The 23208-nt window shown below is 71.8% G+C and carries 18 protein-coding genes; 11 read left to right on the plus strand and 7 right to left on the minus strand.

From position 1 onward, the window contains the following. The first annotated feature begins 34 nt into the window (after positions 1–34). The 6 genes from HV826_RS03695 to HV826_RS03720 all read left to right on the plus strand — a co-directional run bounded on the left by HV826_RS03695 (position 35) and on the right by HV826_RS03720 (position 7839). The gene (locus tag HV826_RS03695; RefSeq protein WP_176415619.1) at positions 35–2017 is read left to right on the plus strand and encodes an ATP-binding protein; all 1983 of its coding nucleotides are present in this window, start codon (positions 35–37) and stop codon (positions 2015–2017) included. An 84-nt stretch (positions 2018–2101) separates the two neighbouring features. Beyond that, positions 2102–2602: a sigma-70 family RNA polymerase sigma factor gene (locus HV826_RS03700; protein WP_176415620.1), complete on the plus strand. Its 501-nt coding sequence runs from the start codon at positions 2102–2104 to the stop codon at positions 2600–2602. After that, positions 2599–3318: a hypothetical protein gene (locus tag HV826_RS03705; RefSeq protein WP_176415621.1), complete on the plus strand. Its 720-nt coding sequence runs from the start codon at positions 2599–2601 to the stop codon at positions 3316–3318. Before HV826_RS03700 ends, HV826_RS03705 begins: the two co-directional genes overlap by 4 nt. Further along, positions 3315–4844: a caspase family protein gene (locus HV826_RS03710; protein WP_176415622.1), complete on the plus strand. Its 1530-nt coding sequence runs from the start codon at positions 3315–3317 to the stop codon at positions 4842–4844. Before HV826_RS03705 ends, HV826_RS03710 begins: the two co-directional genes overlap by 4 nt. A 65-nt stretch (positions 4845–4909) precedes the next feature. After that, complete coding sequence (locus HV826_RS03715) at positions 4910–6808, plus strand: Ig-like domain-containing protein (protein WP_176415623.1); 1899 nt, start codon at positions 4910–4912, stop codon at positions 6806–6808. A 125-nt stretch (positions 6809–6933) separates the two neighbouring features. Continuing rightward, positions 6934–7839 carry an NADP-dependent oxidoreductase gene (locus tag HV826_RS03720; protein WP_176415624.1) on the plus strand — a complete coding sequence of 302 codons (906 nt, stop codon included), beginning with the start codon at positions 6934–6936 and terminating at the stop codon, positions 7837–7839. Between the two features lie 3 nt (positions 7840–7842). Here the strand turns inward: HV826_RS03720 and yedA are convergent, their stop codons facing one another. Continuing rightward, entirely contained in the window at positions 7843–8826 is a 984-nt protein-coding gene (gene yedA / locus HV826_RS03725) for a drug/metabolite exporter YedA (protein ID WP_176415625.1), read from the minus strand. A 234-nt stretch (positions 8827–9060) separates the two neighbouring features. Here yedA and hrcA point away from each other — a divergent pair, with 234 nt between their 5' ends. Continuing rightward, the gene (hrcA, locus tag HV826_RS03730; RefSeq protein ID WP_176415626.1) at positions 9061–10092 is read left to right on the plus strand and encodes a heat-inducible transcriptional repressor HrcA; all 1032 of its coding nucleotides are present in this window, start codon (positions 9061–9063) and stop codon (positions 10090–10092) included. A gap of 6 nt (positions 10093–10098) precedes the next feature. Here the strand turns inward: hrcA and HV826_RS37830 are convergent, their stop codons facing one another. Together HV826_RS37830 and HV826_RS03740 are read right to left on the minus strand one after the other, a co-directional pair. Then, positions 10099–12945, minus strand: a complete 2847-nt coding sequence (locus HV826_RS37830; protein ID WP_176415627.1) for a carboxypeptidase regulatory-like domain-containing protein — start codon at positions 12943–12945, stop codon at positions 10099–10101. A 79-nt stretch (positions 12946–13024) separates the two neighbouring features. Continuing rightward, positions 13025–14038 (minus strand): lipid kinase, encoded by a 1014-nt coding sequence (locus HV826_RS03740; protein WP_368670830.1) that lies wholly within the window; start codon positions 14036–14038, stop codon positions 13025–13027. Between the two features lie 231 nt (positions 14039–14269). On the opposite strand from HV826_RS03740, the gene HV826_RS03745 reads away from it, so the two are divergent. Beyond that, the gene (locus HV826_RS03745) at positions 14270–14752 is read left to right on the plus strand and encodes a transcriptional regulator (protein ID WP_176415628.1); all 483 of its coding nucleotides are present in this window, start codon (positions 14270–14272) and stop codon (positions 14750–14752) included. Positions 14753–14810: 58 nt separating this feature from the next. Here HV826_RS03745 and HV826_RS03750 read toward each other — a convergent pair whose 3' ends face one another. From HV826_RS03750 to HV826_RS03760, 3 genes are all read right to left on the minus strand, one after another. Then, on the minus strand, positions 14811–15527 hold the full coding sequence (locus HV826_RS03750) for an HAD family hydrolase (protein ID WP_176415629.1): 717 nt from the start codon (positions 15525–15527) through the stop codon (positions 14811–14813). Positions 15528–15573: 46 nt separating this feature from the next. Beyond that, complete coding sequence (locus HV826_RS03755) at positions 15574–16377, minus strand: hypothetical protein (protein WP_176415630.1); 804 nt, start codon at positions 16375–16377, stop codon at positions 15574–15576. Between the two features lie 78 nt (positions 16378–16455). Then, positions 16456–16803, minus strand: a complete 348-nt coding sequence (locus tag HV826_RS03760; protein WP_163781778.1) for a hypothetical protein — start codon at positions 16801–16803, stop codon at positions 16456–16458. 211 nt (positions 16804–17014) lie between these two features. Here HV826_RS03760 and HV826_RS03765 point away from each other — a divergent pair, with 211 nt between their 5' ends. The 3 genes from HV826_RS03765 (at position 17015) to HV826_RS03775 (ending at position 20959) form a co-directional block, all read left to right on the plus strand. Beyond that, entirely contained in the window at positions 17015–18013 is a 999-nt protein-coding gene (locus tag HV826_RS03765; RefSeq protein ID WP_176415631.1) for a site-2 protease family protein, read from the plus strand. Beyond that, positions 18010–18807, plus strand: coding sequence for a hypothetical protein (locus tag HV826_RS03770; protein ID WP_176415632.1), 798 nt, complete (start codon positions 18010–18012; stop codon positions 18805–18807). Before HV826_RS03765 ends, HV826_RS03770 begins: the two co-directional genes overlap by 4 nt. A gap of 163 nt (positions 18808–18970) precedes the next feature. After that, positions 18971–20959 (plus strand): ATP-dependent DNA helicase, encoded by a 1989-nt coding sequence (locus tag HV826_RS03775; protein WP_176415633.1) that lies wholly within the window; start codon positions 18971–18973, stop codon positions 20957–20959. Positions 20960–20962: 3 nt separating this feature from the next. Here the strand turns inward: HV826_RS03775 and HV826_RS03780 are convergent, their stop codons facing one another. Next, the gene (locus HV826_RS03780; protein WP_255217026.1) at positions 20963–23191 is read right to left on the minus strand and encodes a TonB-dependent receptor; all 2229 of its coding nucleotides are present in this window, start codon (positions 23189–23191) and stop codon (positions 20963–20965) included. Positions 23192–23208 lie beyond the last annotated feature (17 nt).

Below are 23208 nucleotides of genomic sequence, written 5' to 3' on the forward strand. Positions count from 1 at the left end.
GGTAGGACCGGGGCAGCTTCATCCGCCGACTTCAATGACGCCTAGCGAACACATCTCCGCGGACCGCAACCAGGAAGGGCCTTCCCAGCCCCGGGCGAGCATCCTGATGGTTGACGACCATCCCTCCAACCTGCTCGCGCTCGAGGCCATCCTCGAACCGCTCGGCCAGGAGCTGGTGAAGGCCACCAGCGGCGAGGAGGCGCTCAAGTTCCTGCTTCAGCGCGACTTCGCCGTCATCTTGATGGACGTCCAGATGCCGGGGCTGGATGGCTTCCAGACGGCCACGCTCATCAAGCAGCGTGAGCGCACGCGCACCATCCCCATCATCTTCCTCACCGCGCTCAGCCGCGACGCGGCCCACGTCTTCAAGGGCTACGCGCACGGCGCGGTGGACTACCTGCTCAAGCCGTTCGACCCGGAAATCCTCCGCTCCAAGGTCAGCGTCTTCGTGGACCTGTTCCTCAAGGAGCAGCAGCTTCAGCGGCAGGCGGTGCTCCTGCGGCAGCGCGAGCGCGAGGCGATGGAGCGGCAGAGCGAGCTGCGCCACCTGCGGCTCACGGAGTCCTTGCCGGAGGTGATGTGGGCGGCGCGCTCGGACGGCAGCTTCACCTACGCCAACCGCGCCGCGCGGGACTACACCGGCATCCAGGCGGACCAGCCGCTGTCGCTCAACACCTTCCTGGAGTTCGTCCACGCGGCGGACCGCGAGGCCATGCGCGCCGTCTGGGTGCAGGCCATCCGCATGGGGCAGCGCGTGGAGCGCGAGTTCCGCCTGCGCCGCTTCGACGGCGTGTACCGCTGGCACCTGGCGCGCGCGGTGCCGGAGCGGGACGAGAATGGCCTGCTGGCCGGCTGGATTGCCGTGGCCACGGACATCGACGACAAGCGCCGGGCGGAGGAGGCGCAGGGGCGCTTCAAGGCGACGCTGGATGCGACGCTGGACTGCGTCCTCATGTTCTCCCCGGACTCGCTGACGCTCACCTACGCCAACGCGGGCGCGGCCAAGCAGCTGGCCAGCAGCACCGAGGAGCTGGTGGGCCTGTCGGTGCTGGAGGTGGAGGGCGCCTTCGACGAGGCCGGCTTCCGCAAGCTGCTGGCGCCGCTGGTGAGTGGCACGTTGCCCAGCCAGACGTACTCCACCAGCCACCGCCGACGGGATGGTTCGGAGGTGCCGGTGGAGGTGGTGCTCCAGTACGTGGCGGCGGACGGCGGCCCGGGGCGCTTCATCTCCGTGGCGCGCGACATCACCGAGCGGCAGCGGGCGGAGACGGCGCTGCGGCTGGCCAGCGAGGCGAAGGACTCCTTCCTCGCGGCGGCCAGCCATGAGCTGCGCACGCCGCTGGCCGCGGCCAAGGGCCACGCGCACCTGGCGCTGCTGAAGCTGGGCGGAGAGACGGAGTCCGGGCCGGGCAAGTCGCTCAAGATCATCAACCGGCAAATCGACCGGATGGCCAAGCTGGTGGAGGACCTGCTGGACATCAGCCGGCTCCAGGCGGGGCGCTTGTCGCTGGAGCTGGAGCGGTTCGACCTGAGCCACCTGGTGCAGGAGACGCGGGACCGCATGGCGGTGCTGTCGCAAGGCCATGAAATCCACGTCGAGGCGTCGGAGCAGTTGGAGGGGACGTGGGACCGGGGCCGGCTGGACCAGGTGCTGACGAACCTGCTGTCCAACGCCCTGCGCTACTCGCCGGAGGGCGGGCCGGTGTGGGTGCGGGTGGAGGGTGAGCGCGACGAGGGCGTCCACCTGTCGGTGGCGGACACCGGCGTGGGCATCCCCAAGGAGAAGCAGGCGCTCATCTTCGAGCGCTTCGGCCGCGCGCACGGCAGCAGGTACGGCGGGCTGGGCCTGGGGCTCACCATCAGCCAGGGCATCGTGGAGCAGCACGGCGGCCGCATCTGGGTGGAGTCCCCGGGCGTGGCGGGAGAGGGCTCCACCTTCCACGTCTGGCTGCCACGCGAGACGGAGGCGCCTTCCGTCGCGGTGCCCTCGGACGCGGTGACGCGCTCCCCGAACTGAGCCTCCCCGGGGGAGCGGCGTTTTTCCTGGGGGGCGCGTTCCCACGCTGGCACGGTCGCGTGTCCAATGGAGCGTGGAGAGAAAATGGCCCGGGGACTAGGCGCCTCGGAGCTCGCCGACCTCTATGAAAAGTACGCGCCCACCGTTCACGGGAGGGCCAGGACCCTGCTCGGCCGCGATTCGGACGCCTGGGACGCCGTGCAGGAGGTCTTCTGCCGGCTCCTCCAGGCGGGTGGGGCGTTTCGCGCGGAGGCACGCCCCATGACCTACATCTTCCGGGTCACCACCCATGTCTGCCTCAACATGCTGCGGAGCCGGGCGTTGAAGGACGTCCCCGCCCAGGCACCCTCCGAAGCGGAGGAGGCTGGCGAGGACCCGCAGGAGGTGGAGGCGCGCAACCTGCTGCGGGTGCTGGCTCGCGAGCTGGATGACCGGGCCCTCCAGATTGCGACGCTCCACTTCGTGGACGCGCTCACCCAGGAGGAAATCGTGGAGGTGGTGGGCCTGTCGCGCAAGACGGTGGGGCGCGAACTGGAGAAGGTCCGGGTTCGCGCGCGGGAGCTGGCGCTGGAGCCCCGGCCATGAGCGGGCACCTGTCGAGGCTCGCGCTGGATGAGCTGGTCGTGGAAGACGCACCCCCGCCCGCGCATCTCGCGACGTGCGCGCAGTGTCAGGCGAGGCTGGCGCGGCTGCGCGAGGCGGCGGGCGCGGCGCGTGTGGCGCCTGAGTTCGCGTGGACGCGGACACGGGTGCTGGCGTGGCGTGCGGCACCTGCCCCCGCGCGTGGGTTCCTCGGGGCGTGGCGGTGGGCGGTTCCGCTGGCCCTGGCCTTGGGGCTGGCTTCGGTGGTGGTGCTGCGGGAGCCGCCGGAAGGCGTCCGCGTCAAGGGCGGTCCCTTCGTCTCGGTGGTGCGGCAGGCGGACGGCGCCGTGGATGCGCCGCTGTCGCCCGGGGACGTGGTGACGCTCTCGCTGAAGGCGGCGCCCTACCGGTACGCGTTGGTGTTCGCCACGGACGCGGCGGGCAAGGTGTCGCTCCTGTGGCCCGCGCGGGGCACGCAGTCGGGAGACCCGGCGACGCTGGTGATGCCGCCGACGTTCATCGTCACGCCCGGTGACTTCGTGCTGGATGCGTTCTTCTCGGATGCGCCGCTGCCGGCCGAGCCGGGCCGCGCGGCCCTGGCGATTCAGGCCGCCGCCTGCGCTGCCCTCGAGCTGCCTTTGGATTGCCAGCCTCCCGCGCTGCTCGAAGGCGCGGCGCACCACTACCGTCTCGCCGTCCCCGTGAGCTCCAGCCCATGATGCTGCTCTCGCTGCTGACCGCCGCGCTGCTGTCGCAGTCTCCCTCCGAGGAGGCTCCGCCGCCCAGGCGCTATGCGTTGCTCATCGGCGCCAACCGGGGGCTGGCCTCCGACGAGCCCCTGCGCTTCGCGGACGCGGACGCGCGTCGCATGTTCACCCTGTTCCGGGACGCGGGGGGCCTCCTCCCGGAGGATGCCCAGGTCGTCCTGGGCGCGGATGCCAGGCAGGTGAAGGCGGCGCTCGGGACGCTGCGCGAACGCATGGCGCGTGATGCCACGCCAGGCGACCAGCTCCTCGTCTACGTGTCGAGCCACGCCGACGGTGAGTCGCTGCACCTCTCCGGGACGCGCCTGCCCGTGAAGGAGCTGGTGGCGTTCATGGAGGCGTCCCCGGTGGGGGTGGCGGTGATGTTCATCGACTCATGCCGCTCGGGCGCGGCCACCCGCATCAAGGGCCTGGAGCCGGTGGAGGAGCGGCTGGTGCAATGGTCCGCGCCCGCCATCAAGGGGCGCGTCATCGTCACCTCGTCCAGCGCGGACGAAGCCTCGCAGGAGGCAGATGACCTCCAGGGCTCCTTCTTCACCCACCACCTGCTCGCGGGATTGCGCGGGGCGGGGGACCTGAACCGGGATGGGCGTGTCACGCTCCAGGAGTCCTATGCCTATGCGTACGGGCGCACGGTGGAGTCCACGCTGCTCACCCGCGCGGGCACCCAGCACCCGAACTTCCACTTCGACCTGAAGGGGCAGGGGGAGCTGGTGCTCACCGAGCCGCTGCTCGCGCCCAGCCGGCTGCTCATCACCGTGCCCGAGCCGGGCGAGTGGGTGGTGGCCTCGGCGCAGGACGGCATGGTGATGGGCGTGTTCTCCAAGGGCAGCGGCCCGGTGATGCTGGCCCTGCCGCCTGGGGGCTACCGCCTGCGTTCGCGGCGGGAGGACGCGTGGCTGGAGCTGCGCGTCGCGGTGCCCGAGAAAGGGCACGTGCTGGTGGACGAGCCGCTGCTCCGCCAGGGCACGTTGGTGGCGATGCAGGAGAAGGGCCCCACGGGCTGGCGGGGCGCGGTCCACCTGGGGGGCTCCTTCTCGACGCGGACCGCCAGCAACTTCGGCGTGGGCAAGGGGGGCCACCTTACCGCCGTGTTCAAGGCCCCCATCGAGCCGGGGCTGCTGGACGTGGTCTGGGGGACGTTCGCCGGGCGCGCCAGCACGTCCGCCTTGAGCCGAGGTATCCGCCAGACGGAGTGGTCCCTTCGGCTGGGGATGGGGCGCCGGTTCCACGGCGAGGTGGCGGCGCTGGTGCTCGGCCCCGAGCTGGGCGCGCTGGTCTTCCTCCAGAACGATGGGGGCACGTCCAGGCGGGGCGTGGCGACCTACGGCGGCGTGAGCGCTTCCGTTTGGGTGGGTGGAGAGGAGGAGGTGTCGCTGGTCATCACGGGGGGCCTGGGCGGCGCGGTGATGCCGCTGCCCGAGGGCAACGTGCTACGGCCGCTCGCGAGCGCGGGGGCCGGGCTGGGCTGGAGCTTTTGAGAAGACAGGTTCCCGCCCGCGGCGGCTCGCGTGTCCAAAGAGGCACATTCCTGTCAGGAGCTTCAATGCCTCGCTCTTCCGTCGTGCCCCCGGCGCTCGCCACGCTTCTCATCGCGGCGCTGGCCATGGCTGCCTGCGGTGAAATCTCAGATGGACAGCCGGGCGGCCCTTCCCCAAGCGACTCGCTGCGCCTGCAAATCAACAACGCACCGGAAATGGAGTACGCGAACGGGATTCTCCCCGTCACGGTGCGAGCGCACGGGGGCACGCCAGAGCTAGTGGAGGTCTTCTTGAATGGCTCGCTACTGGCCACGCTGCTGTCGCCTTTCAAGTTCGAGTGGGACACAACCCAGCTGCCGGAGGGCGTGCATCAGCTTCAGGCTCGAACGCAATGGAAGGGGCAGTCCCTCCTGAGCACGAAGCACTCCGTGACTGTCGACCGTACGGGCCCCAGCGTCTGGAGCTGGTCGCCCCTCAGCGGCCTCCGTGTGGACCGCACGACGACCTTGGCGGTGACCTTCTCGGAGGCCATCTGGTTCACTCATGGCGAAGGCCCCACGGCCAGTGTCCAGATAGAGGGCCGAACCCTGTCCCCGCGTATGTCGTTGTCCGAGGACCGCTTGACGCTGTATGCGCGGATAGACAAGCCAGAGGTGCTCCCGTCAACGGGCTCGGCTTCTGTGCCGCTGTGGGAAGTCAGGGACCGGGCGGGAAACCACGCCGTACACAATGGGCTTCCTGTCGGGCGCATCGACTGGACCTGGGAGGTCGACCTTTTCCATCAAGAGTCTCCTTTCTGGTCACAGTGGCCGTCATCAGGGGGGCAGGGCCCCGCCTCGGTGACGGACCGGCTGGCACTGGTCGTGGAACCGGATGGGGCGCCGGTGGCCGCGCTCGCCGATGCGCTCGGCAACGCGCCGCGTGACGAGGCTGTGCGCGCGGCGGGCATCGTCGTGGGGCGCTTGGAAGACGGTACCTGGCAGGAGGTCGGTGCCCCGGTCATCGCGCCAGGGGCCTCTCCGGAGGCCATCGTCTCTCATCCCCGCCTCGCGCTGGGCTCGGAGGGGCGTCTGGTGATGGCGTTCCTCCAGCGTGATGCCGCGGAGGCCAACCCCGCGCTCCACGTCTTTCAATGGTCGGTGGACACCTGGGCGCCGCTGGGCGCGCGTGTGAACGCGCCCGATGCCGCGGCGTTGCAGGGCGCCGCGCTCGCGGTCGACAGCGAAGGCCGCCCCATCGTGGCCTGGAGCGCCGCGGATGGAGTTCATGTCCATCGCTGGGAAGGTGGAGGGTGGCTGCGATTGGGAGACGTTCAGCGGGTAGGCACGGGGCCGGGGGCCGCCGTCTCGGCATATGCGCCCGCGTTGAGCGTGGATGGCTCCGGGGGCGTATTTCTGGCCTGGGCGGAGGCCGAGTCCTCGGCCGTTGGCGCGGGGCTGTACGTCCGTTACTGGAATGGTTCGGCTTGGGAGGCAAGGGGAGGACGGCTTCTCCACGAAACCTGGGACGGTCTTCGGGAGCAGGCGACCGAGCCCGCGCTGGCCACGTTGCCGGATGGGCGGCCCGTGGCGATCTGGGCTGAAGCCGACTTCTTGGGTTACCACCGGAAGGTGGTCGTGGCTGAATGGGTGGGTTCGGCGTGGGACCTCCGTGTCGTGATGGCGACGGGGCCCCAGGTCCATGCGCGGGAGCGCCGCTGGCCTTCCGTCGCGGTGGATGGCAACGGGCACATCATGGTGACGTTTGCCGTGAGCTCTGGGGGTTACAGCAGCGGTTCGGCCTCCGGCGTCTACATGTACTGGCACCGGCGGGGCTCGTATGCGACGGACCACATCTCCTCGGATGGCGCCGTGTCTCCTTCGACGTTGGCGGTGGGGAGCTCTGGAAAGCCGGTGATTGCGATCTCCAACTACAGTTCGTTGTACGGGTCCAACAGGGTAACGCTTGTCCAACTGAACGAGTGAGTGGGCTGACAGGGACGGGGCCTCCTTCCCGGGGGAGGCAGGGCCGAGCAGGCGCCGCGTTTGCCGGCCTCCATGGGTGCCTACCCTTCGCGCGACGTCAGCTCATTCTCGTTGGGAGGCCCGCAATGAAAGCCGTGGTGCTCAAGTCCTATGGAGACGTGGACGCGCTCGCCATTCAAGACATGCCCGAGCCGAAGGTGGGGCCGGGCGAGGTGAAGGTCCGCGTCACCGCCGCGGGCATCAACCCCGTGGACTGGAAGATTCGCCGCGGGGACATGAAGGCGATGATGCCCGTGCAGTTCCCCACCATCCTGGGGCGCGACGTGGCCGGTGAGGTCATCGAGGTGGGCCCGGGCGTCACCGACTTCAAGCCGGGCGACCGCGTCATGGGCGTGGTGAACGCCGGCTACGCGGAGAAGGTCGTCGCGCCCGTGGAGGCCTGGGCGAAGGTCCCCGAGTCCATGGACCTGAAGGACGCCGCCGCGCTCCCCCTGGTCACGCTCACCGGCGTGCAATTGATGGAAGAGGCGGTGAACCCCAAGCAAGGGGACACGGTGCTCATCATCGGCGCGATGGGGGCGGTGGGCCGCGCCGCCGTCTTCGCGGCGAAGGCGCGGGGCGCGAAGGTGCTGGCCGGCGTGCGCGCCAGCCAGAAGGCGGAGGCGCAGAAGCTGGGCGTGGACGGCGTCTTCGCGCTCGACGTCGCGGACGAGTTCGCGAAGCTGCCCATGCTGGACGCGGTGGCGGACACCGTGGGCGGCCAGGTGGTGGCCCGCGTGCTGGAGAAGGTGAAGCCCGGCGGCACGCTGGGCAGCGTCGTGGGTGAGCCTCCGGAGGCCAAGGGGCGCCAGCTCACCGTGCGCGCCATCCTCGCGCACCCGGACTCGCGCCGCCTGACGCAACTGGGACAGGCCGTGGCGAAGGGCGACCTGGTCATCCCCGTCAGCAAGCGCTTCCCGCTGGAGCAGGTGAAGGAAGCGCAGAAGCTCGCGGAGCAGGGCGGCGTGGGCAAGGTGCTGCTCGTCAACTGAGCGTCACTTCTTGCGCGTCAGCAGCACCACCGCGCCCAGGATGGCGCCCATGGCCAGCCAGGCCGTGGGCGTCATCGTCTCTCCGGCCAGCAGGCCGCCGAGGAACACCGCCAGCACCGGGTTGACGTACGCGTAGCTGGTGGCCAGTGCCGGGCGCGCGTTGCGCAGCAGGTAGCCATAGGCGCTGTAGCCCACCAGCGAGCCGAAGACGACGAGGTAGAAGAACGCGAGCACCGCCTTGGGCGTGGGCATCGCAGTGAGGCGCTCCCCCATCAGCAGGCTGAAGCCCAGCATGACGGCGCCACCGCACAGCATCTGCGCCGCGGTGGACATCAACCCCCGCGGCATGGGCAGCCGGCGGCTCCACACCGAGCCCAGCGCCCAGCTCATGGGCGACACCAGCAGCGCCAGCGTCGGAAGAACACCGCCGCCCAAGTCCCTGCCCAGGTTGAGCAGGACGATGCCGCCGAAACCGACGGCCAGTCCCCAGCGCTCCGCGCGCCCGGGCCACTGACCGAAGAGCCCACCGAAGAGCGCCGTCCACAACGGCAGGCTGCCCACCACCAGCGCCGCCACACCCGACGGCACCGACTGCTGCGCGAAGACGAGCCCGCCGTTGCCCACGCTCAGCAGCAACAGGCCCACCAGCGCGCTGGCGCCCCACTGGCGGGCCGTGGGCACCGGCGCCCCGCGCAGCCACAGCACCGCGAAGAGCAGGGCGCCCGCGAGCACGAAGCGCACGCCCGACATCTGGAACGGCGGCATGCCGCCTTCCATCGCCCACCGGATGGCCAGATAGGTGGAGCCCCAAATAACGTAGAGGGACAGGAGGCTGGCGATGAGCCACCCGCGCTGGGCGCCGCCGGGGAGGACGTCTCCGGAGGGCAGGCTGACGGGGGCTGTCGGTGGAGCGGGGAGGGCCGCGGCACGCGAGGCGAGCACGGCGCGGCTTCTATCGCTGGCGAATTTCGCCGGCCATGTGGGCATTGCCACACCTCTCAGCCGGGCCCGCTTCGGGGAAGTACAGTGACGGGCAGCGCGCTCGTGCGGCGGGGCGGCCGTCCGGCTGGCTGGAATGCCCGCGTCGGGAATGGCGCGCCGGGCCACCCGTAAGGACATTGCGGCTGACGGATTGAATGCCCGGGGCCGCTTCCTTAGACTTTCCCAGGGAGCCAGGGCGGAGGTGCCGCCGCACCGGTGGCTCCGGAGTGAGCGCCAGGGATGTCCGAAGAGCTGGGTGAGCGTGAGAAGGAAGTCCTCCGGGCGGTCGTCCAGGAGTACATCTCCACGGGCGGGCCGGTAGGCAGTCAGCAGCTCACCCGCAGGTCGGGGTTCGAGGTGTCCTCGGCCACCATGCGCAACGTGCTGGCGGACCTGGAGGAGCTGGGCTTCCTGGAGAAGCCCCACACCTCGGCCGGGCGTGTCCCCACCGACCAGGGCTACCGCTTCTACGTGGACACGCTGGTGAAGCTGAAGGACCCGACGCCGCGGGACAGGGAGTTCATCCACGCGGGGCTCGCGCACGAGGCCGAACTGGCGGAGATGCTGGGCGAGGCCAGCCGCATCCTCCATTCGCTGACGCGCCACGCGGGCGTGGTGGTGGCGCCGCGGCCGGAGTCTGCGGTGTTCCGGCGCATCGAGTTCGTCCGGCTGCGGGAGGACCGGGTGCTCGCCATCCTGGTGGGGCCGAGCGGTCAGGTGGTCAACAAGGCGATTACCGTGGAGTTCCCCATCACCTCCGACGAGCTGCTCAAGGCGAGCAACTACCTGTCGGAGCTGCTGCGGGAGGTGCCGCTGGAGTCGGCGCGCGAGCGCATCCGCGCGGAGATGGACCAGGAGCAGGCGCTCTACAACGCGCTGACGGCCAAGGCGCTGAAGCTGGGCGCGGCGGCCACGGACCTGGCGTCCACGGAGCGGGTGCTCATCCAGGGCACGGGCTCCTTCTTCGAGCAGCCGGAGTTCGCGGACGTGGAGCGCATGCGCGCGCTCTTCAAGGCCCTGGACGAGAAGCACAAGCTGCTGTCGCTGTTGGACCGCGTGCAGGTGGCCAACGAGATGCAGATTTTCATCGGCGCGGAGAGCGACTTCTCCGCGGCCGGCGACGTCACCGTCATCGCCAGCCCCTACGGCAACCAGGAGCAGGTGCTGGGCACGGTGGGCGTCATCGGCCCCACGCGCATGGACTACCGGCGCGTGATTCCGCTGGTGAACTTCACCGCGCAGGTGCTGTCGCGCGTGCTGGACAAGGTGTAGCGGGCCTCACTCCGCGCGGGTGACGAGCACCTCCTGCTCTCCATTCGCGCGCCGGACGTGGAGCCGCACGGGCGTGCCGGGCGCGCCCCGGGTGCGGGACTCCGCCTCCGTGCTGTCGCGCACCACCTGGCCATCCACCGCCACCAGCCGGTCCCCCACGTTCACGCCCGCGCGCGCCGCGGGCCCGTCCGGCGTCAGCCACGCGAAGGCGACGTGGCCCCGGTCCTCGCTGAAGCCCGCGCCCAGCGTGCCCGGCGTGGCCCGGCGCGGGGACACCGTGACGTCACCGACGTCACTGGCCTCCGCTTCGGCCACCTTCACGGTGCGCGTCTCCACGCGCCCCTCTGGCGGCAGCAGCCGCACGGTGTGGATGCCCGGGCGCACGTCGCTCAGGCGGAAGCGTCCGTCCTGTCCGGTGAAGGCGTCCGGGCGCCCGCCCACGGCCTTGTCGAGGAACACCGCCACCCCTGGCGCCGGGCCGCCACCCCGGCTCCACACCGCGCGCCCGGAGATGGACGCCACGCCGCCGGTGAGCGGCACCTCCACGTCCGACGTGCCCCCGGGCCGCAGCGTCACCTGGGCTTCGCCCGTGCGGCCGTCCTCGGTGCGCACCGTCACCTTCAGCGCCTGGGCGGGCGCGTCCGGCAGCAGGAAGGTGCTGCCGGTGAAGCGCCGCGTGGTGGGCCAGGCGCCGGCCCAGGGCAGGGCTTCACCGTCGGCCTCGAGCAGCTCCAGGACGAAGCCCTCCGGCGCCGCGCCGCTGCCCGCCACCACGCGCCCGCGCAGGGTGGCCGCGGGCTCCAGCCGCACGGTGAGCGGCGCCTGGTCCTCGTGCGCGGCGGACAGGCGCCCCACGCGTCCCGCGTTGTGGGCCACCAGCTCCAGGGGACTGGCGCCCTGGGGGCGCGGCGGCAGGGTGAACTGGCCCGACTCGTCCGCGCGCTCCTTGCGCGTCATGGGGAAGTCCCCGCCCTGGATGGCGGCAACGATGGCCAGCGGGCTGGGCACCCCGGAGGGCTCCAGCACGACGCCGGACAACACCGAGTCTTCCTTCAACAGCAGGTCCTGCCGCACGGCGCCGCCCGAAGGCACCGTGACGAACGGGTCGCTCTCCATGTGGAAGTAGATGGCGGGCGTCTGGTGGAGCAGCGCGACCAACTGGTACACGCCCGCGGGCAGTTCCAACTGGAACTGGCCCTGCGCGTCCGTCTCCGTGGAGGCCGTGCCCGAGCCGCCCCGAGGCACGGCGTGCACCAGCGCGGGCTCGGTCAGCGGCCCGCCCGACGCGCGCGTCACCTGCCCCCACACGGAGCCGGAGTCCGCCAGGGTGAAGTCCACGCGGGTGATGACCCCGGCCTTCAGCGTCTCCATGCGGGACGTCCACCGCCGCGAGCCCTCGCGCCGCGCGCGCACGGAGGTGGGCCCCGCTTCCAGCCCCTCCAGCCGCCAGGCGCCCTCGGCGTCGGTGAGGGCCGTGCGCGCCACGCCAGAGAAGGACTCCGGCTCGGCGCGCACCTGCACGCCTTCCAAGGGCCGTCCCTCCGCGTCCACCACCAGGCCTTCCAGCGCCGCCGTCGCGGGCTCCAGCCGCACGTCCAGGGGCGTGTGGCCGCCCGGGTTCACCACCACCGCTTCGAACACGCGGCCCGTCATCCCCGCGGCGCGCACCGTCACGTCGTACTCGCCGGGAGGCACGTCCATCCGCCACCCGCCGTCGTCCGCGGACGCGGCCCGGCCCAGCTCGCCCTGGCCGCCCGCGGGAGACGCCACCAGGACAGCCCCGCGCACCGGCGCGCCCTCCACCGTGGACACCCTGCCCGTCAGGCCACTGGCCGCGCCCAGCGTCACCACGAGCCCGCGCAGCGTCTCGCCCGGCGCGACGGACAGCGGCGCCTGCACGCGGCCCAGCTGGTCTCCTCGGCGCGCGGACACGACCCACGTCCCGGCGTTGACCTCCAGCGCGAAGCCGCCGCCTTCCCCGGTGGTGACGCGCACCGGCGCGGTGGCGCCCGCCGCCATCACCTCCGCGTCCGCGATGGGCTGGCCCTTCGCGTCGACGACGAAGCCCTCCAGGGTGCTCGCGCCCCAGAGCCCCACCACGACTTCCGCGGCCCGCGGCACCTGGAGCAGGCGCAAGGTGCGGCGGCTGAAGCCCGGCGCCTCGGCGGTGAGCTCGTAGCGTCCGGGCGCCAGCTGCGTGAAGGCGAAGCGGCCCTGGGCGTCACTCGTCGTCTCCGCCGCTTCTTCCGGCAAGCCGGCGGGGGCCGCCCAGGCGGTGGGCGTCCCGGGGTAGGGCCGCAGCGTCAGCGCGGCGAGCGGCACCGGCTCCTCGCGCCCCTCCGCCACGGTGCGCCCCCGCAGCGTCACGCCGTCGGGCAGGCGCAGCTCGACGGCCGTCTCCGCTTCGCCGAGCGGCCGCGTGGCCTCCAGCCGCCCGGGGCCGTGGCCCGGGGCGTGCGCGGACAGCAGGTAGTCGCCGGGCGCGGCGGGCAGGCGCAACACGCCGCCGTCCGCCGTGGTGCCTTCACCCGCGCGGCGCCACGGCGTGGCCCCGGTGCCGTCCGCGCCCACGCGCAGGTAGGCGCGCACGCGCGCCCCCGTCACGGGGCCCTGGGCGTCCACCACGCGCACCACGAAGGCGCCCAGCTCGGCGCCGGGGGCGGTCTCCAACCTGGGGGTGGGCGGCGTGCTGGCGCGCGGCGGGGCGCCGTTGGTGACGGCCGCTGGCGCGGTCAACGCCGCGGGCTCCGGGCGCGCGGCGGGCACCGCGGGGACGGGCATGCGGAACCACAGCAGCAGCACGGCCGCGATGGCCAGGCACGAGGCAATCAAGAAGGGGATTCGATGGCGCACGGGCTCGGCCTCCCCCGCGTCCGGCCGTCGCCGTCGCGGCGGCCTACAGTGTAGGCCAGCCTGGCGGTGAACCGAAACTTCAGGAGGGTGCGGGTGCGTAGACGCGCAGGGCCGCGGGGGCCACCTCGAAGCGCATGGGCGTCTTGCCCACGAGCTCGCCGTCCGCGTTCACCTCCTGGACGGGGTCGGCCTCCACGTAGAGCCGCGCGGCGCGCAGGGCGGTGACGGCGGGGTGCTCCACGTGCTCGCCCGAGCGCAGGGACAGGGCCACGCGCATCAGCGTGGCGATGTCCTGGAGCTGCCCCAGGCCGGTGCCTTCGTTCCCCGACGCGGCGGAGGGCGCGGCGATGGCGTAGATGTCCAGCCGCCGGTCATCCAGCCGGGCGTCGGGCGCCACCATGTTGCCGGCGCCATGGTAGAGGCCGTTGCCCACCACCAGTTGCAGCACGTCCAGCGCCAGCTCCTGGTCATCCGCCTTCATCCGGATGTGGAAGGGCCGCAGGTCCTTTATCTCCGCGGCGGCCGCCACGGGGTAGGCCAGCTTGCCCGCGCGCTGCTTCAGCCGCTTCGTCAGCCGCCTGGCGATGCCGGTGGCCAGCCCCAGGCTGGCCGCGTTGAGGAAGGGGCGCCCATTGGCCAGGCCCACGTCCACGCGGGCCGTGTAGCCCTGGGCGATGACGTCACAGGCGGCTTCGATGTCGGCTGGGATTCCCAGCGAGCGCGCGAAGTCATTGCCAGTGCCCAGCGGGAGGACGCCCAGCGTCACGTCGCGGCCCAGCAGCTGGGCCACCGCGCGGCTCAGGGTGCCGTCGCCTCCTCCCACGATGAGGCGGCGGGTGCCCAGCGCCACCATCCGCTCCACCATCGCGTCCAACCGGTTCGCCCGGGACAGCGCGTGGCATTCGACGATGGAGACCCCCCGCGCCACGAGTGTTTCCCTGGCGGCCTCGAAGGCCTCACGCCCTGAGCGCGAGCGCGTGTTCACCACCAACACCGCGGGGCCGTCATCCAGGACGGGCCTGCATGGGGGCTTGATGAGGGCGGGTTCCAGTGTGCCTCCTCTTTCGTGTCGCACGCCAATCTGTGCACGCACGAGGCGTCCCGCCAGCGGGACGCGAGGCGGCGCGCGTGCGCGCATCCTCCTTGCGAGTCGCCCCGTGCCCCGGTGCATTCCCGGTGTCGGGTGCCATGGGGGCGTGCATGCGTGCGTCGCCGGTTGAACAGGTCCATCCGGCTGCGCGCTTCCGGATGGGTGGGTGACTGCTCACCTCTGCGCTGGTGCTGGCCCCATGCAGGTGTCAGTCAGGCCTGGAGAGCAAGTCGCATGGCACGAGGAAGCAAGGCGAAGTACACGCCGAAGCAGAAGCGGATGGCCGAACACATTGAAGAGGGCTACGAGAAGCGCGGCGTCGCCGACGAGACGGCCGAGACCCGGGCCTGGGCCACCGTGAACAAGCTCACGGGCGGTGGGATGAAGAAGGGCGGCTCGGGCAGCAAGGCCAAGGTCGCGCGCAGCCGTCCCCTGGCGCGGAAGAACGCGCGCAAGGCGGGCCGCAAGGGAGGCAAGGCCACCGCCGCGAAGCGCGCAGGCACCCGCCGCCGCGCCACCGCCGCCACGGGCCGCACGCGCAAGCCCGCTGTCCAGGCCACGCGTTCGGGGTCCAAGGCCACCGCCGCCAAGGGCACCGCGGCCCGCCGCGCCACCGCCCGTCGCACCACCACCGCGAAGCGGCCTGCCACCAAGTCCCGGAGCGGCACGCGGCGTGGTGCTGGCAGCCGCGGCTCGCGCGGCCGTCCCCGCGGCTAGCACGCCGCCGCCGCTTCCCCATCCCTCTTGAGGGGTGGGGAAGGGCGGGGGCGCGGCTTCAGCGCCGCTCGTCGTCCTTGGCCACCTGGCTGGCGTCGGACTCGTTCCAGGGCCACTCGCGCCGGGACGCCTCGTAGCGCGCGAGCAGGTCCGCCGGGTCCTTCACCAGCGTGCGGCAGCCCGCGGAGCGCAGGTCATCCGGGGGGAAGCCGCCAGCGAGCACGCCCACGGTGGGCAGGCCCGACTGGTTGGCGGCGAGCGCGTCATAGGGCGTGTCACCCACGACGACCGTCACGTCCGGAGAAGGCTTGCCCAGCCGCGCCAGGGCGGCCTCGAAGATGTCCGGGTGGGGCTTGCTCTTGTCGACCTCGTCCGCGCTCGTCTTCGACTCGAACAGGCCTTCGATGCCGCACAGCTTCACGTAGTGCTTCAGCTCCGGCTCCTTCGCGCTGGAGGCCAGCACGATGCGGAGGCCGCCCGCGCGCAGCCGCTGGAAGAGCTCCCGCACCCGGGGGAAGGGGCGCACCTTCGGCAGGAACTCGTCCAGGAACAGCTTGCCGCGGTATTCGTCCAGCTCCTTGCCGAAGCGCTCCACTTCCTCGTCGTTGAAGAAGACGGGGATGAGCTGGTCGGCGCCCTTGCCAATCTGGCTGCGCACGTGCGCGAACGGGATGTCCCGGCCGAAGTGAAGGAAGGCGCGCCGCCATGCCTCGGCGTGCTCATCCACCGAATCCACCAGGGTTCCATCCACGTCGAAAATGACGTTTTCCACCATGTGCCTTGTCCCTCGGCCCCGAAGGTGGGGATGCCGAGGGTGGCGGTCAACCGTCCGTGGGCTGGGTGGCGGGGGCGGACTCCACCAGTGTCCGCGTCTGTACGTCGTAGCCTTCGGGGGCGGTGAGGGTGAAGCCGTCGTTGGGCAGGGCCGCGTTCAGCTCCACGCGCGTGAGCACCGTCTCGCCCACGCGCTTGCCGTCCTGCCACCGGCCAAGGCGCTTGGGTACGCACAGCGACAGGGCCGCGTCGCAGTGCTCCTCCTCCACGCGCTCCTCGGCCGCCGCGCCGTCCGGTGCGCCGGTGCGCCGGCCCAGGAAGTCCAGCTGGGGCCAGCGCAGCACGTAGACCATCTCCAGGCCCGCGGCGTCACCCTCCAGCTTCTGCACCAGCTCCACCGCCTGCGGCGCCAGCGGGTGCGTGGCGCGGCGGACCGTCGCGTGGCTCAGCAGGAGCGGCGTGCGGAAGCCTTCGGGCATGAAGGGGTGGAACGTCTCCGACAGGAAGCCGGCGAGCTTCGCGGGCGGCAGCTCCGAGGTGAAGGTGCTGAAGCGCTTCTCCCCGTCGAGCTGCTGGAAGAAGTGCGTGCCGTCCCACGCGAAGGTGCGCGAGGCGGGCGGGCCCAGCGTGCCCCGCAGGCGCCGCGGCGCGCGGTATTCGAAGGTGAACGTCACCGGCTCCAGCCCCGCGTCCTGTACGGCGCCGGCGATGCGGTAGCTCTTCAGCTTCGCCTCGCGGGCGGCGAGCCCGGCTCTCACTTCGGGCAGCAGCGTGGCCGCGTCATCGCCGCCCTTCTTGGGGCAGCCGGTGAGGGCCGTCAGGGCACAGAGCAGGAGGAGGCGTTCACGCATGGGAGGGCACAAAAGCAAGAAGGCCCGCCTGTCGCCAGGGGGCCTCCCGCATCAACCGCGCGGCTTGCGCGGTGTGGACTACTTGACCGCCACGCCCACGGCGCCGGAGCTGGTCACGCCGATGATGGTGCCCGTCAGCGCGTAGATGCCGTGACGGGGCGTGGTGCCCGCGGTCAGCAGCTCCACCTTGGAGGCGCCCATGGCCTTGGCCTCGGCGATGAGCAGCTTGTTGATGACGGTGTCGAGGTCGCTCTGGACGATGTCGACGATGTGGAAGATGGCGGTCAGGCCCAGGGCGTTGGCCTGAACGACGGCGACGGCCTCACCGTTGGAGGCGATCTCCGTGCCGGAGACAACGGCGCTCTCAACGCTGGTGCAGGCAACCATGCTGCTGGCGGCAACGGCGGACAGGACGAGCTTCTTCATGATCTTCCCCTCTTGAATTTGGACGCTTGTGTGGTGGCCGGGCGCCTTGGAGAGCGACCGGCCGTTGTCTTGAAACCTTCAAGCGGGCGGGGTCGTAGCAGATGTCGACTCCATGTCAAGGTCCGTCCGAGACACTCGGTGTCAGTGCGGTTGGGCGGCAGCGCGTTGCAATGCACATCTCCCCTTGCTAGCCAACCTTGAGGCTCCCTTCATGGACACCGTCTCCGCTGCCCGCCCCGCGCCGCGCTACTGGGTGCACCTGTTGCTCCTGGTGCTGACGGTGGGGACCACTTTCACCTCGTACCTGCTCTACTTCCATTTCCAGCGGCCCTATTCGTTGGGAGAGGTGTCCCCCGAAGCGGCCTTCCGCGCGCTGGCCTTCAGCCTGTCGCTGCTGGCCATCCTGGGGACCCACGAGATGGGGCACTACGTGTTGGCGCGCTGGCACCGGGTGGAGACCTCCCTGCCTTATTTCATCCCGCTGCCGGTGCTGGGCGTGGGCACGCTGGGCGCCGTCATCCGCATCCGCGACCGCATCCCGAACCGCAACGCCCTGGTGGACATTGGCGCGGCGGGGCCGCTGGCGGGGTTGGTGGTGGCCCTGCCCATCCTCTTCTGGGGGCTGGCCCACTCCACCGTGGTGGATGCGCCGGACCTCCCGTCCACCACCTTCCCGGGAGACGGCTCGCTGTGGGCCATTGGCCGGGACGTCTTCACCTGGGTGATGGACCGCGTCACCAACGCGCCGCCCGCGCCGGAGCCGCCCTTCAACGGCGTGCAGACGCTCTTCGGCGACAGCCTGTTGATGCAGGGCCTGACGCGCCTGGCCCTGGGGCCGCTTCCGGAGGGCAAGGACGTGTTGGTCCACCCGGTGGTCATCGCCGGCTGGTTCGGGCTGCTCGTCACGCTGCTGAACCTGATGCCCGTGGGGCAGCTCGACGGCGGGCACCTGGCCTATGCGCTGTGGGGGCGGCGCGCGCGCTGGGTGGGCCGCGCGGTGGCGTTGGTGTTGTTGGTCCTCACCCTTTTCGTCACCGCGTCCTGGGGCTTATGGCTGCTGGTGACGAGCAAGCTGGTAGGCTTCGGCCATCCGGAGGTGGTGGAACCCCAGGCACCGCTCAGTCCGCTGCGGAAGTGGATCTGCGCGCTGTGCCTGCTGGCACTCATCGGCTGCGCCATGCCCATTCCCCTGCGCCAGGTGATGACATGAAGTTCCAGTGTGACGCGTGCGAGCGGCTCGTGCCGCTGGAGACCTACCGGACAGAGGCCGGTGGGCTCGTGGTGACGTGTGGCCGCTGCGGCGCGGACAGCCGCGTGGGCCCGCCTGCCACCACCGCGCCGCGAACGGAGGCGCGGGCTGCTCCCGCCGCGGGGGCGGCGCCGGTGCCGTCGGTTCCGGTGTCGTCGGCTCCGGTGCCGTCGGCTCCGGTGGTTCCGCCCTCCGAGAGCTGGAGCGCCGCCGCGCCGGTGACGCCGGCCCTGCGGGTGGTGCGTTCGGAGCCGGGGCCGGTGGTGGCGCCGCTGACGGACGACGCGCTCTTCGAGCCGCCCCCAGGTGTCTGTCCCAAGTGCGTGGCGCCTCGGCGCGAGGAGGCCCTGTCCTGCCCGCAGTGCGGGCTCGTCTACGTCAACTACCAGCCCGAGGAGCAGCCCCTGTCGGACGTGCTGGCGGAAGCGTGGCGGACGCTGGCGGCGCGCTGGGAGGAATGGGACGCCCATGACCGGCTGATGACGTTGGCGGTGGGGCGGGGCGAGCTGGCCATGGTGGGGCGGCTATACCGGATCCGCCTGGCGCATGTGCCTGACGACGCCGTCGCCCGGCGGGGCCGCGATGAGGTGGTGCGCCGGGCCACCCTGGTGGTGCCGTCATCGACGGATTTGGTAGGAACCTCCGACGTCTCCCGCCGCCTGAAGACGTTGGCGGCGGGGGTGGGCTTCATCGTGGTGCTGGTGCTGGCGGTGCTCGTCTTCCAGCACCTGCGCACGTTGAGCGCGGGGTACTGAGCCCCGGGCTGTCCGGGCGCCGCGCCGCCGAGGGCAGAGCGGCTTGTTGGCCAAGGGGCAGGCAGCCACCCGGGCCAGGCGGCGCGAACGCGGCCGGAAACGCGCTTGAAGCGGCGGTCGCTGCTATTTTGCCCGGCCGCCTCCCGCCTCCCCCTCGGTGCCGATGTCGCTCTCTGTCTCCACCCCTCCGTCCGTCGACAGCCTGCTCGGTCCGGGAGGCGCGCTCGAGGTCGCGCTGCCCGCGTACGAGCACCGCCCGGAGCAGCTTCAGATGGCGCGCGCCGTGGAGCGGGCCTTCGCCGAGCGCAGCTACCTGCTGGCCGAGGCGGGAACCGGCACGGGCAAGACGCTCGCCTACCTGGTGCCCGCGCTGCTGTCGGGACGCCGGGTGGTGGTGTCCACGGCCACGAAGACGTTGCAGGACCAGATCTTCTTCAAGGACCTGCCGCTGATGCGGGAGAAGATGGGCCTGCGCTTCGAGGCCGCCTATCTCAAGGGCCGGAGCAACTACCTGTGCCTGCACCGCTATGACGCCTTCTCCAAGGAGCCGCAGTTCGGCTCGCGCGAGGAGTCGCGCTACTGGTCCAAGCTGAAGGCGTGGGCGGAGGCGACGGACACCGGCGACCGCGGCGAGCTGGACCTGCCCGAGTCCTTCAGCGCCTGGTCGCGCCTGTCCACCACGTCCGAGACGTGCGTGGGCACCCGGTGTCCGCAGTACGAGACGTGCTTCGTCACGCGCATGCGCAAGCGCGCGGAGCAGGCGGACCTGCTGGTGGTCAACCACCACCTCTTCTTCGCGGACCTGGCGCTGCGCAGCTCCGGCAAGCGCACCGAGGGCGTGCTGCCCTGGTACGAGGCCGTCATCTTCGACGAGGCCCACGCGCTGGAAGACGCGGCCAGCGGCTACTTCGGTTGCAGCGTGTCCAACTACCGGCTGGAGGAGCTGGCGCGGGACGCGGTGGCGTCACTGAAGGAGGACGACGCCCGCCACGCCATGCTGCGCGCGCTGGCGGCCCGGTTGCGCGCGGGGGCGGATGCGCTCTTCGCGCAGGCGCCCCGAGCGCTGGGGTTGTCCGGCCAGGAGGCTTCGGTGGCGCTGCGCTCGGAGGTCATGGCGAAGCTGTCCACGCCGCTGGAGGGCGTGCGGGACGCGCTGGCCGCGTTGTCCGCCTTCACGGTGGGCGAGCGCGAGCCGGAGCTGGCCGCCATCACCCGCCGCGCGGACGAGCTGGAGGAGCAGCTCTCCTTCCTGGAGAAGGCCGAGTCCGCGGACCACGTCTACTGGGCGGAGCAGCGGGGCAAGGGCCTCTTCCTGCGCGCCAGCCCCATCGACGTGGCGAAGGAGCTGCGCGAGCGGATGTATGGCGCGCTGGACACGGTGGTGTACACCTCCGCGACGCTGGCGGCCGACAGCCGCTTCGACTTCTTCGCCAACCGCATGGGCCTGTACGGCGAGGATGGCCAGCCGGTGACGCGCGTGCGGACGCTGGCGGTGCCCAGTCCCTTCGACTACCCGTCGCAGGCGGCGCTGTACCTGCCCACGCACCTGCCGGACCCGACCGCCCCGGGCTTCATCGAGGAGGCGGCGGAGGAGATTGAGCGGCTCTGCGAGGTGACGGGCGGGCGCGCCTTCGTGCTCTTCACGTCCCTGCGCAACATGGTGCGGGCCTATGAGCTGGTGGCGCCCCGGCTGCCTTATCAGGCGCTGCTTCAGGGCGAGCGCCCCAAGCAGCAGCTGCTGGAGGCCTTCCGCGAGACGCCGAGCGTCCTCTTCGCGGCGCACAGCTTCTGGGAAGGTGTCGACGTGCCGGGTGATGCGCTGAGCCTGGTCATCATCGACCGGCTGCCGTTCGCGTCGCCGGGAGACCCGCTGGTGGCCGCGCGCATCAAGCAGCTCCAGCAGCGGGGCGAGGAGCCCTTCGAGCTGTATCAGCTCCCGCATGCGGCGCTGGCGCTGCGGCAGGGCTTTGGCCGGCTCATCCGCACGCAGTCGGACCGGGGCATCGTGGCGATGCTGGACCGGCGCATCGTGACGAAGGCGTATGGCCGCGTCTTCCTCGACAGCCTCCCGCCCGCGCGCCGCATGGAGGACGTGGTGTCGCTGAGCCGCTGGTTCAACGGCCCGGTGCGGCCGGTGCGCACCCTCCGCTGAGCCTCAGGGCGCGTCGCGCAGCCGCAGGCCGACGCGCGCCAGCAGGGGCGGGCCCAACGTGTCCACCCCGGCGCGGCCCGCGAGGTACTCGCGGTCGAAGAGGTTCTCCACCGCGCCGAAGACGTGCAGCTTCCAGAAGAGGTGGCGGCTGGCGGACACGTCCACCACGGCGTAGCCACCCATGGGGCGCTCGTTGAGGTCGTCCTCGAACTGAGCGCCCGTCGCGCGAAGCTGCACCGTGGCCGTCACGATGTCGGGGTCGTGGAAGGTGATGATGGCGGTGCCCCGGTGCCTGGGGTCCTGCGCGAGCTGCTTGCCCACCAGCCCGGGCTGTCCCGGCGAGCGCGTCACGACGGGGTCCACGAAGGTGTACGCGAGCAGCGCCGTCCACTGACGTGCCAGCTTCCAGTCCACGCTCGCCTCCACGCCGCGCACCCGCGCCTGTCCCAGGTTCTCGCGCTGGCGCGTGGAGCCATCCGGAAGCGGCTGCTCCAGCGTGACGTTGGTGATGGGGTCGTCGAGCACGTTCCAGAAGCCCGTCACGCGCGTGGTGAGGCCCAGCGAGGAGGACTCGGCTTCCGCGCCGGCCTCGCCGCCCCACAGCCGCTCCGCGCCCAGGGTGGCGTTGGCGGCGGTGAGGAGGGTGCCCACCTGGAAGGGGCGGTACAGCTCGTTGAGCGTTGGGGCGCGGAAGGCGCGGTAGGCGGAGGTGCGCAGGGTGAGCCCCTCCAGCGGACGCACGCGCAGGCCCAGGCGCGGGCTGAGCTGCTGCTCGGTGCGGTCGTCGAAGCGCGTGGTGTCCACGGCGCCGTTGGCGCGCTCCAGGCGCTGCTCACCGTCCTGGTTGCGCCACACGTCCATCCGGAGCGCGGCGCTGAGCTCCACGGCGGGCGAGGGCGTGTAGAGGTCCTCGATGAAGACGCCGCCGGACACCTGGGTGCCTCCGGTGTCGCGCAGGTGGAGGGACGTCTCGGAGGGCGCGGGAGGGAAGAGCTGCTCCCGGGACGTGCCCGCCATGCGGCGCGCATCCAGGCCGGCGGTGAGGACGTGCGTGCCCAGGGCGGTCCAGGACGGGCCGGTCCAGACGAGGGACGCGCCCTGGTCGTTGGCGGGTACGTCCTGGCTTGCGGCCAGCGCCTCGGAGGCGCGGTCCTGGGTGATGCGCGCGCGGTCCTGTTCGAAGCGCTGCACGCGGCCGAAGAGGTCCAGCGTGAAGGTGCCGCGGTGCGCGGTGCGCAGCCGCGCGCCCGCGCTGAAGTGCGCCAGCTCCACGCGCGCGGTGGTGAGCCGGGTGCCGCCGCTCTGGTCCTCGCGGAACAGGCCGGCGCGGGCGGAGAGGGTGAGCGCCTCGGTGGCATCCGCTTCGACGCGTCCGTTGATGACGGCGTGGCTGCTGGGCGTGTCCCCGTCGATGGCGCCGCGCTGGGCGGGGCTGACGATGGGGTAGCCGTCGCTGTCGAGCAGCTCTGCCTCCAGCGAGGCGCGGACGGGGCCCCACGCCTCCGCCCCGCGTGCCGCGAGCAGGCCCGTATGCGCATTGCCATAGGTGGCATCCGCGTCGAGCTGCGCTCCGGTGATGGCGCGTGACACGAGCTGCACGACGCCGCCGAGCGCGCCGCTGCCGTAGAGGGCGGAGCCGCCGCTGGGGACGACCTCGATGCGCTCGAGCCCGAGCCGTGGCAGCGAGCGCCAGAAAATCCAGCCGCCGAACGGGTCGTTGACGGGGATGCCGTCGAGCAGCACGAGGCTGCGCGCCACGCCCGAAGGCGCGAGCCCGCGCAGGTTGAGCCCCTGCGCCGTCGGGTCGGAGACGAGGCTGGGCGTGCGGCGGAAGGTGGCGGCGGAGGGCACGGTGCGGACCAGAGAGTCCTGCGTCAGCGTGGGGCTCCGGTCGATTTCCGGGCGGGGGAGGACAGTGGTGGTTGCGGGCACGTCCCGCGCCGGCCGGGGACGCCGTGAGCCCGTGACGACGGTCCGCGCGGCGCCAGTGTCCGCTCCCTCAGTCCGCTCCCGCGTGGGCGCATCCGTTGACGGCTGCTGCCGGCTCGTGTCGGGAACCTCCTGCTCCTCGGGGCCCGGCGCCGCCATCACCGTGGTGGAGGCGAGGACCCAGAGCATGGGCGCGAGCAGCCGGGTGGGACGCACGTGAGGACTCCGATGAGTCACGAGGAGGTCGGGCATCAGTGCCCGCTCTAGCAGCCCGACGCCGCGGTTCCAGGTCACCGGGCACATGACGCCGCCGAAGGAGG

The sequence above is a fragment of the Myxococcus sp. AM010 genome, assembly GCF_013372585.1.
Lineage (GTDB): Bacteria > Myxococcota > Myxococcia > Myxococcales > Myxococcaceae > Myxococcus > Myxococcus vastator.

Coding starts and splice junctions, on each gene's coding strand:
- HV826_RS03695 (WP_176415619.1), top strand. CDS start 35: ATGACGCCTAGCGAACACATCTCCGCGGACCGCAACCAGGAAGGGCCT.
- HV826_RS03700 (WP_176415620.1), top strand. CDS start 2,102: ATGGCCCGGGGACTAGGCGCCTCGGAGCTCGCCGACCTCTATGAAAAG.
- HV826_RS03705 (WP_176415621.1), top strand. CDS start 2,599: ATGAGCGGGCACCTGTCGAGGCTCGCGCTGGATGAGCTGGTCGTGGAA.
- HV826_RS03710 (WP_176415622.1), top strand. CDS start 3,315: ATGATGCTGCTCTCGCTGCTGACCGCCGCGCTGCTGTCGCAGTCTCCC.
- HV826_RS03715 (WP_176415623.1), top strand. CDS start 4,910: ATGCCTCGCTCTTCCGTCGTGCCCCCGGCGCTCGCCACGCTTCTCATC.
- HV826_RS03720 (WP_176415624.1), top strand. CDS start 6,934: ATGAAAGCCGTGGTGCTCAAGTCCTATGGAGACGTGGACGCGCTCGCC.
- yedA (WP_176415625.1), bottom strand. CDS start 8,826: ATGCCCACATGGCCGGCGAAATTCGCCAGCGATAGAAGCCGCGCCGTG.
- hrcA (WP_176415626.1), top strand. CDS start 9,061: ATGTCCGAAGAGCTGGGTGAGCGTGAGAAGGAAGTCCTCCGGGCGGTC.
- HV826_RS03745 (WP_176415628.1), top strand. CDS start 14,270: ATGGCACGAGGAAGCAAGGCGAAGTACACGCCGAAGCAGAAGCGGATG.
- HV826_RS03750 (WP_176415629.1), bottom strand. CDS start 15,527: ATGGTGGAAAACGTCATTTTCGACGTGGATGGAACCCTGGTGGATTCG.
- HV826_RS03755 (WP_176415630.1), bottom strand. CDS start 16,377: ATGCGTGAACGCCTCCTCCTGCTCTGTGCCCTGACGGCCCTCACCGGC.
- HV826_RS03760 (WP_163781778.1), bottom strand. CDS start 16,803: ATGAAGAAGCTCGTCCTGTCCGCCGTTGCCGCCAGCAGCATGGTTGCC.
- HV826_RS03765 (WP_176415631.1), top strand. CDS start 17,015: ATGGACACCGTCTCCGCTGCCCGCCCCGCGCCGCGCTACTGGGTGCAC.
- HV826_RS03770 (WP_176415632.1), top strand. CDS start 18,010: ATGAAGTTCCAGTGTGACGCGTGCGAGCGGCTCGTGCCGCTGGAGACC.
- HV826_RS03775 (WP_176415633.1), top strand. CDS start 18,971: ATGTCGCTCTCTGTCTCCACCCCTCCGTCCGTCGACAGCCTGCTCGGT.
- HV826_RS03780 (WP_255217026.1), bottom strand. CDS start 23,191: ATGTGCCCGGTGACCTGGAACCGCGGCGTCGGGCTGCTAGAGCGGGCA.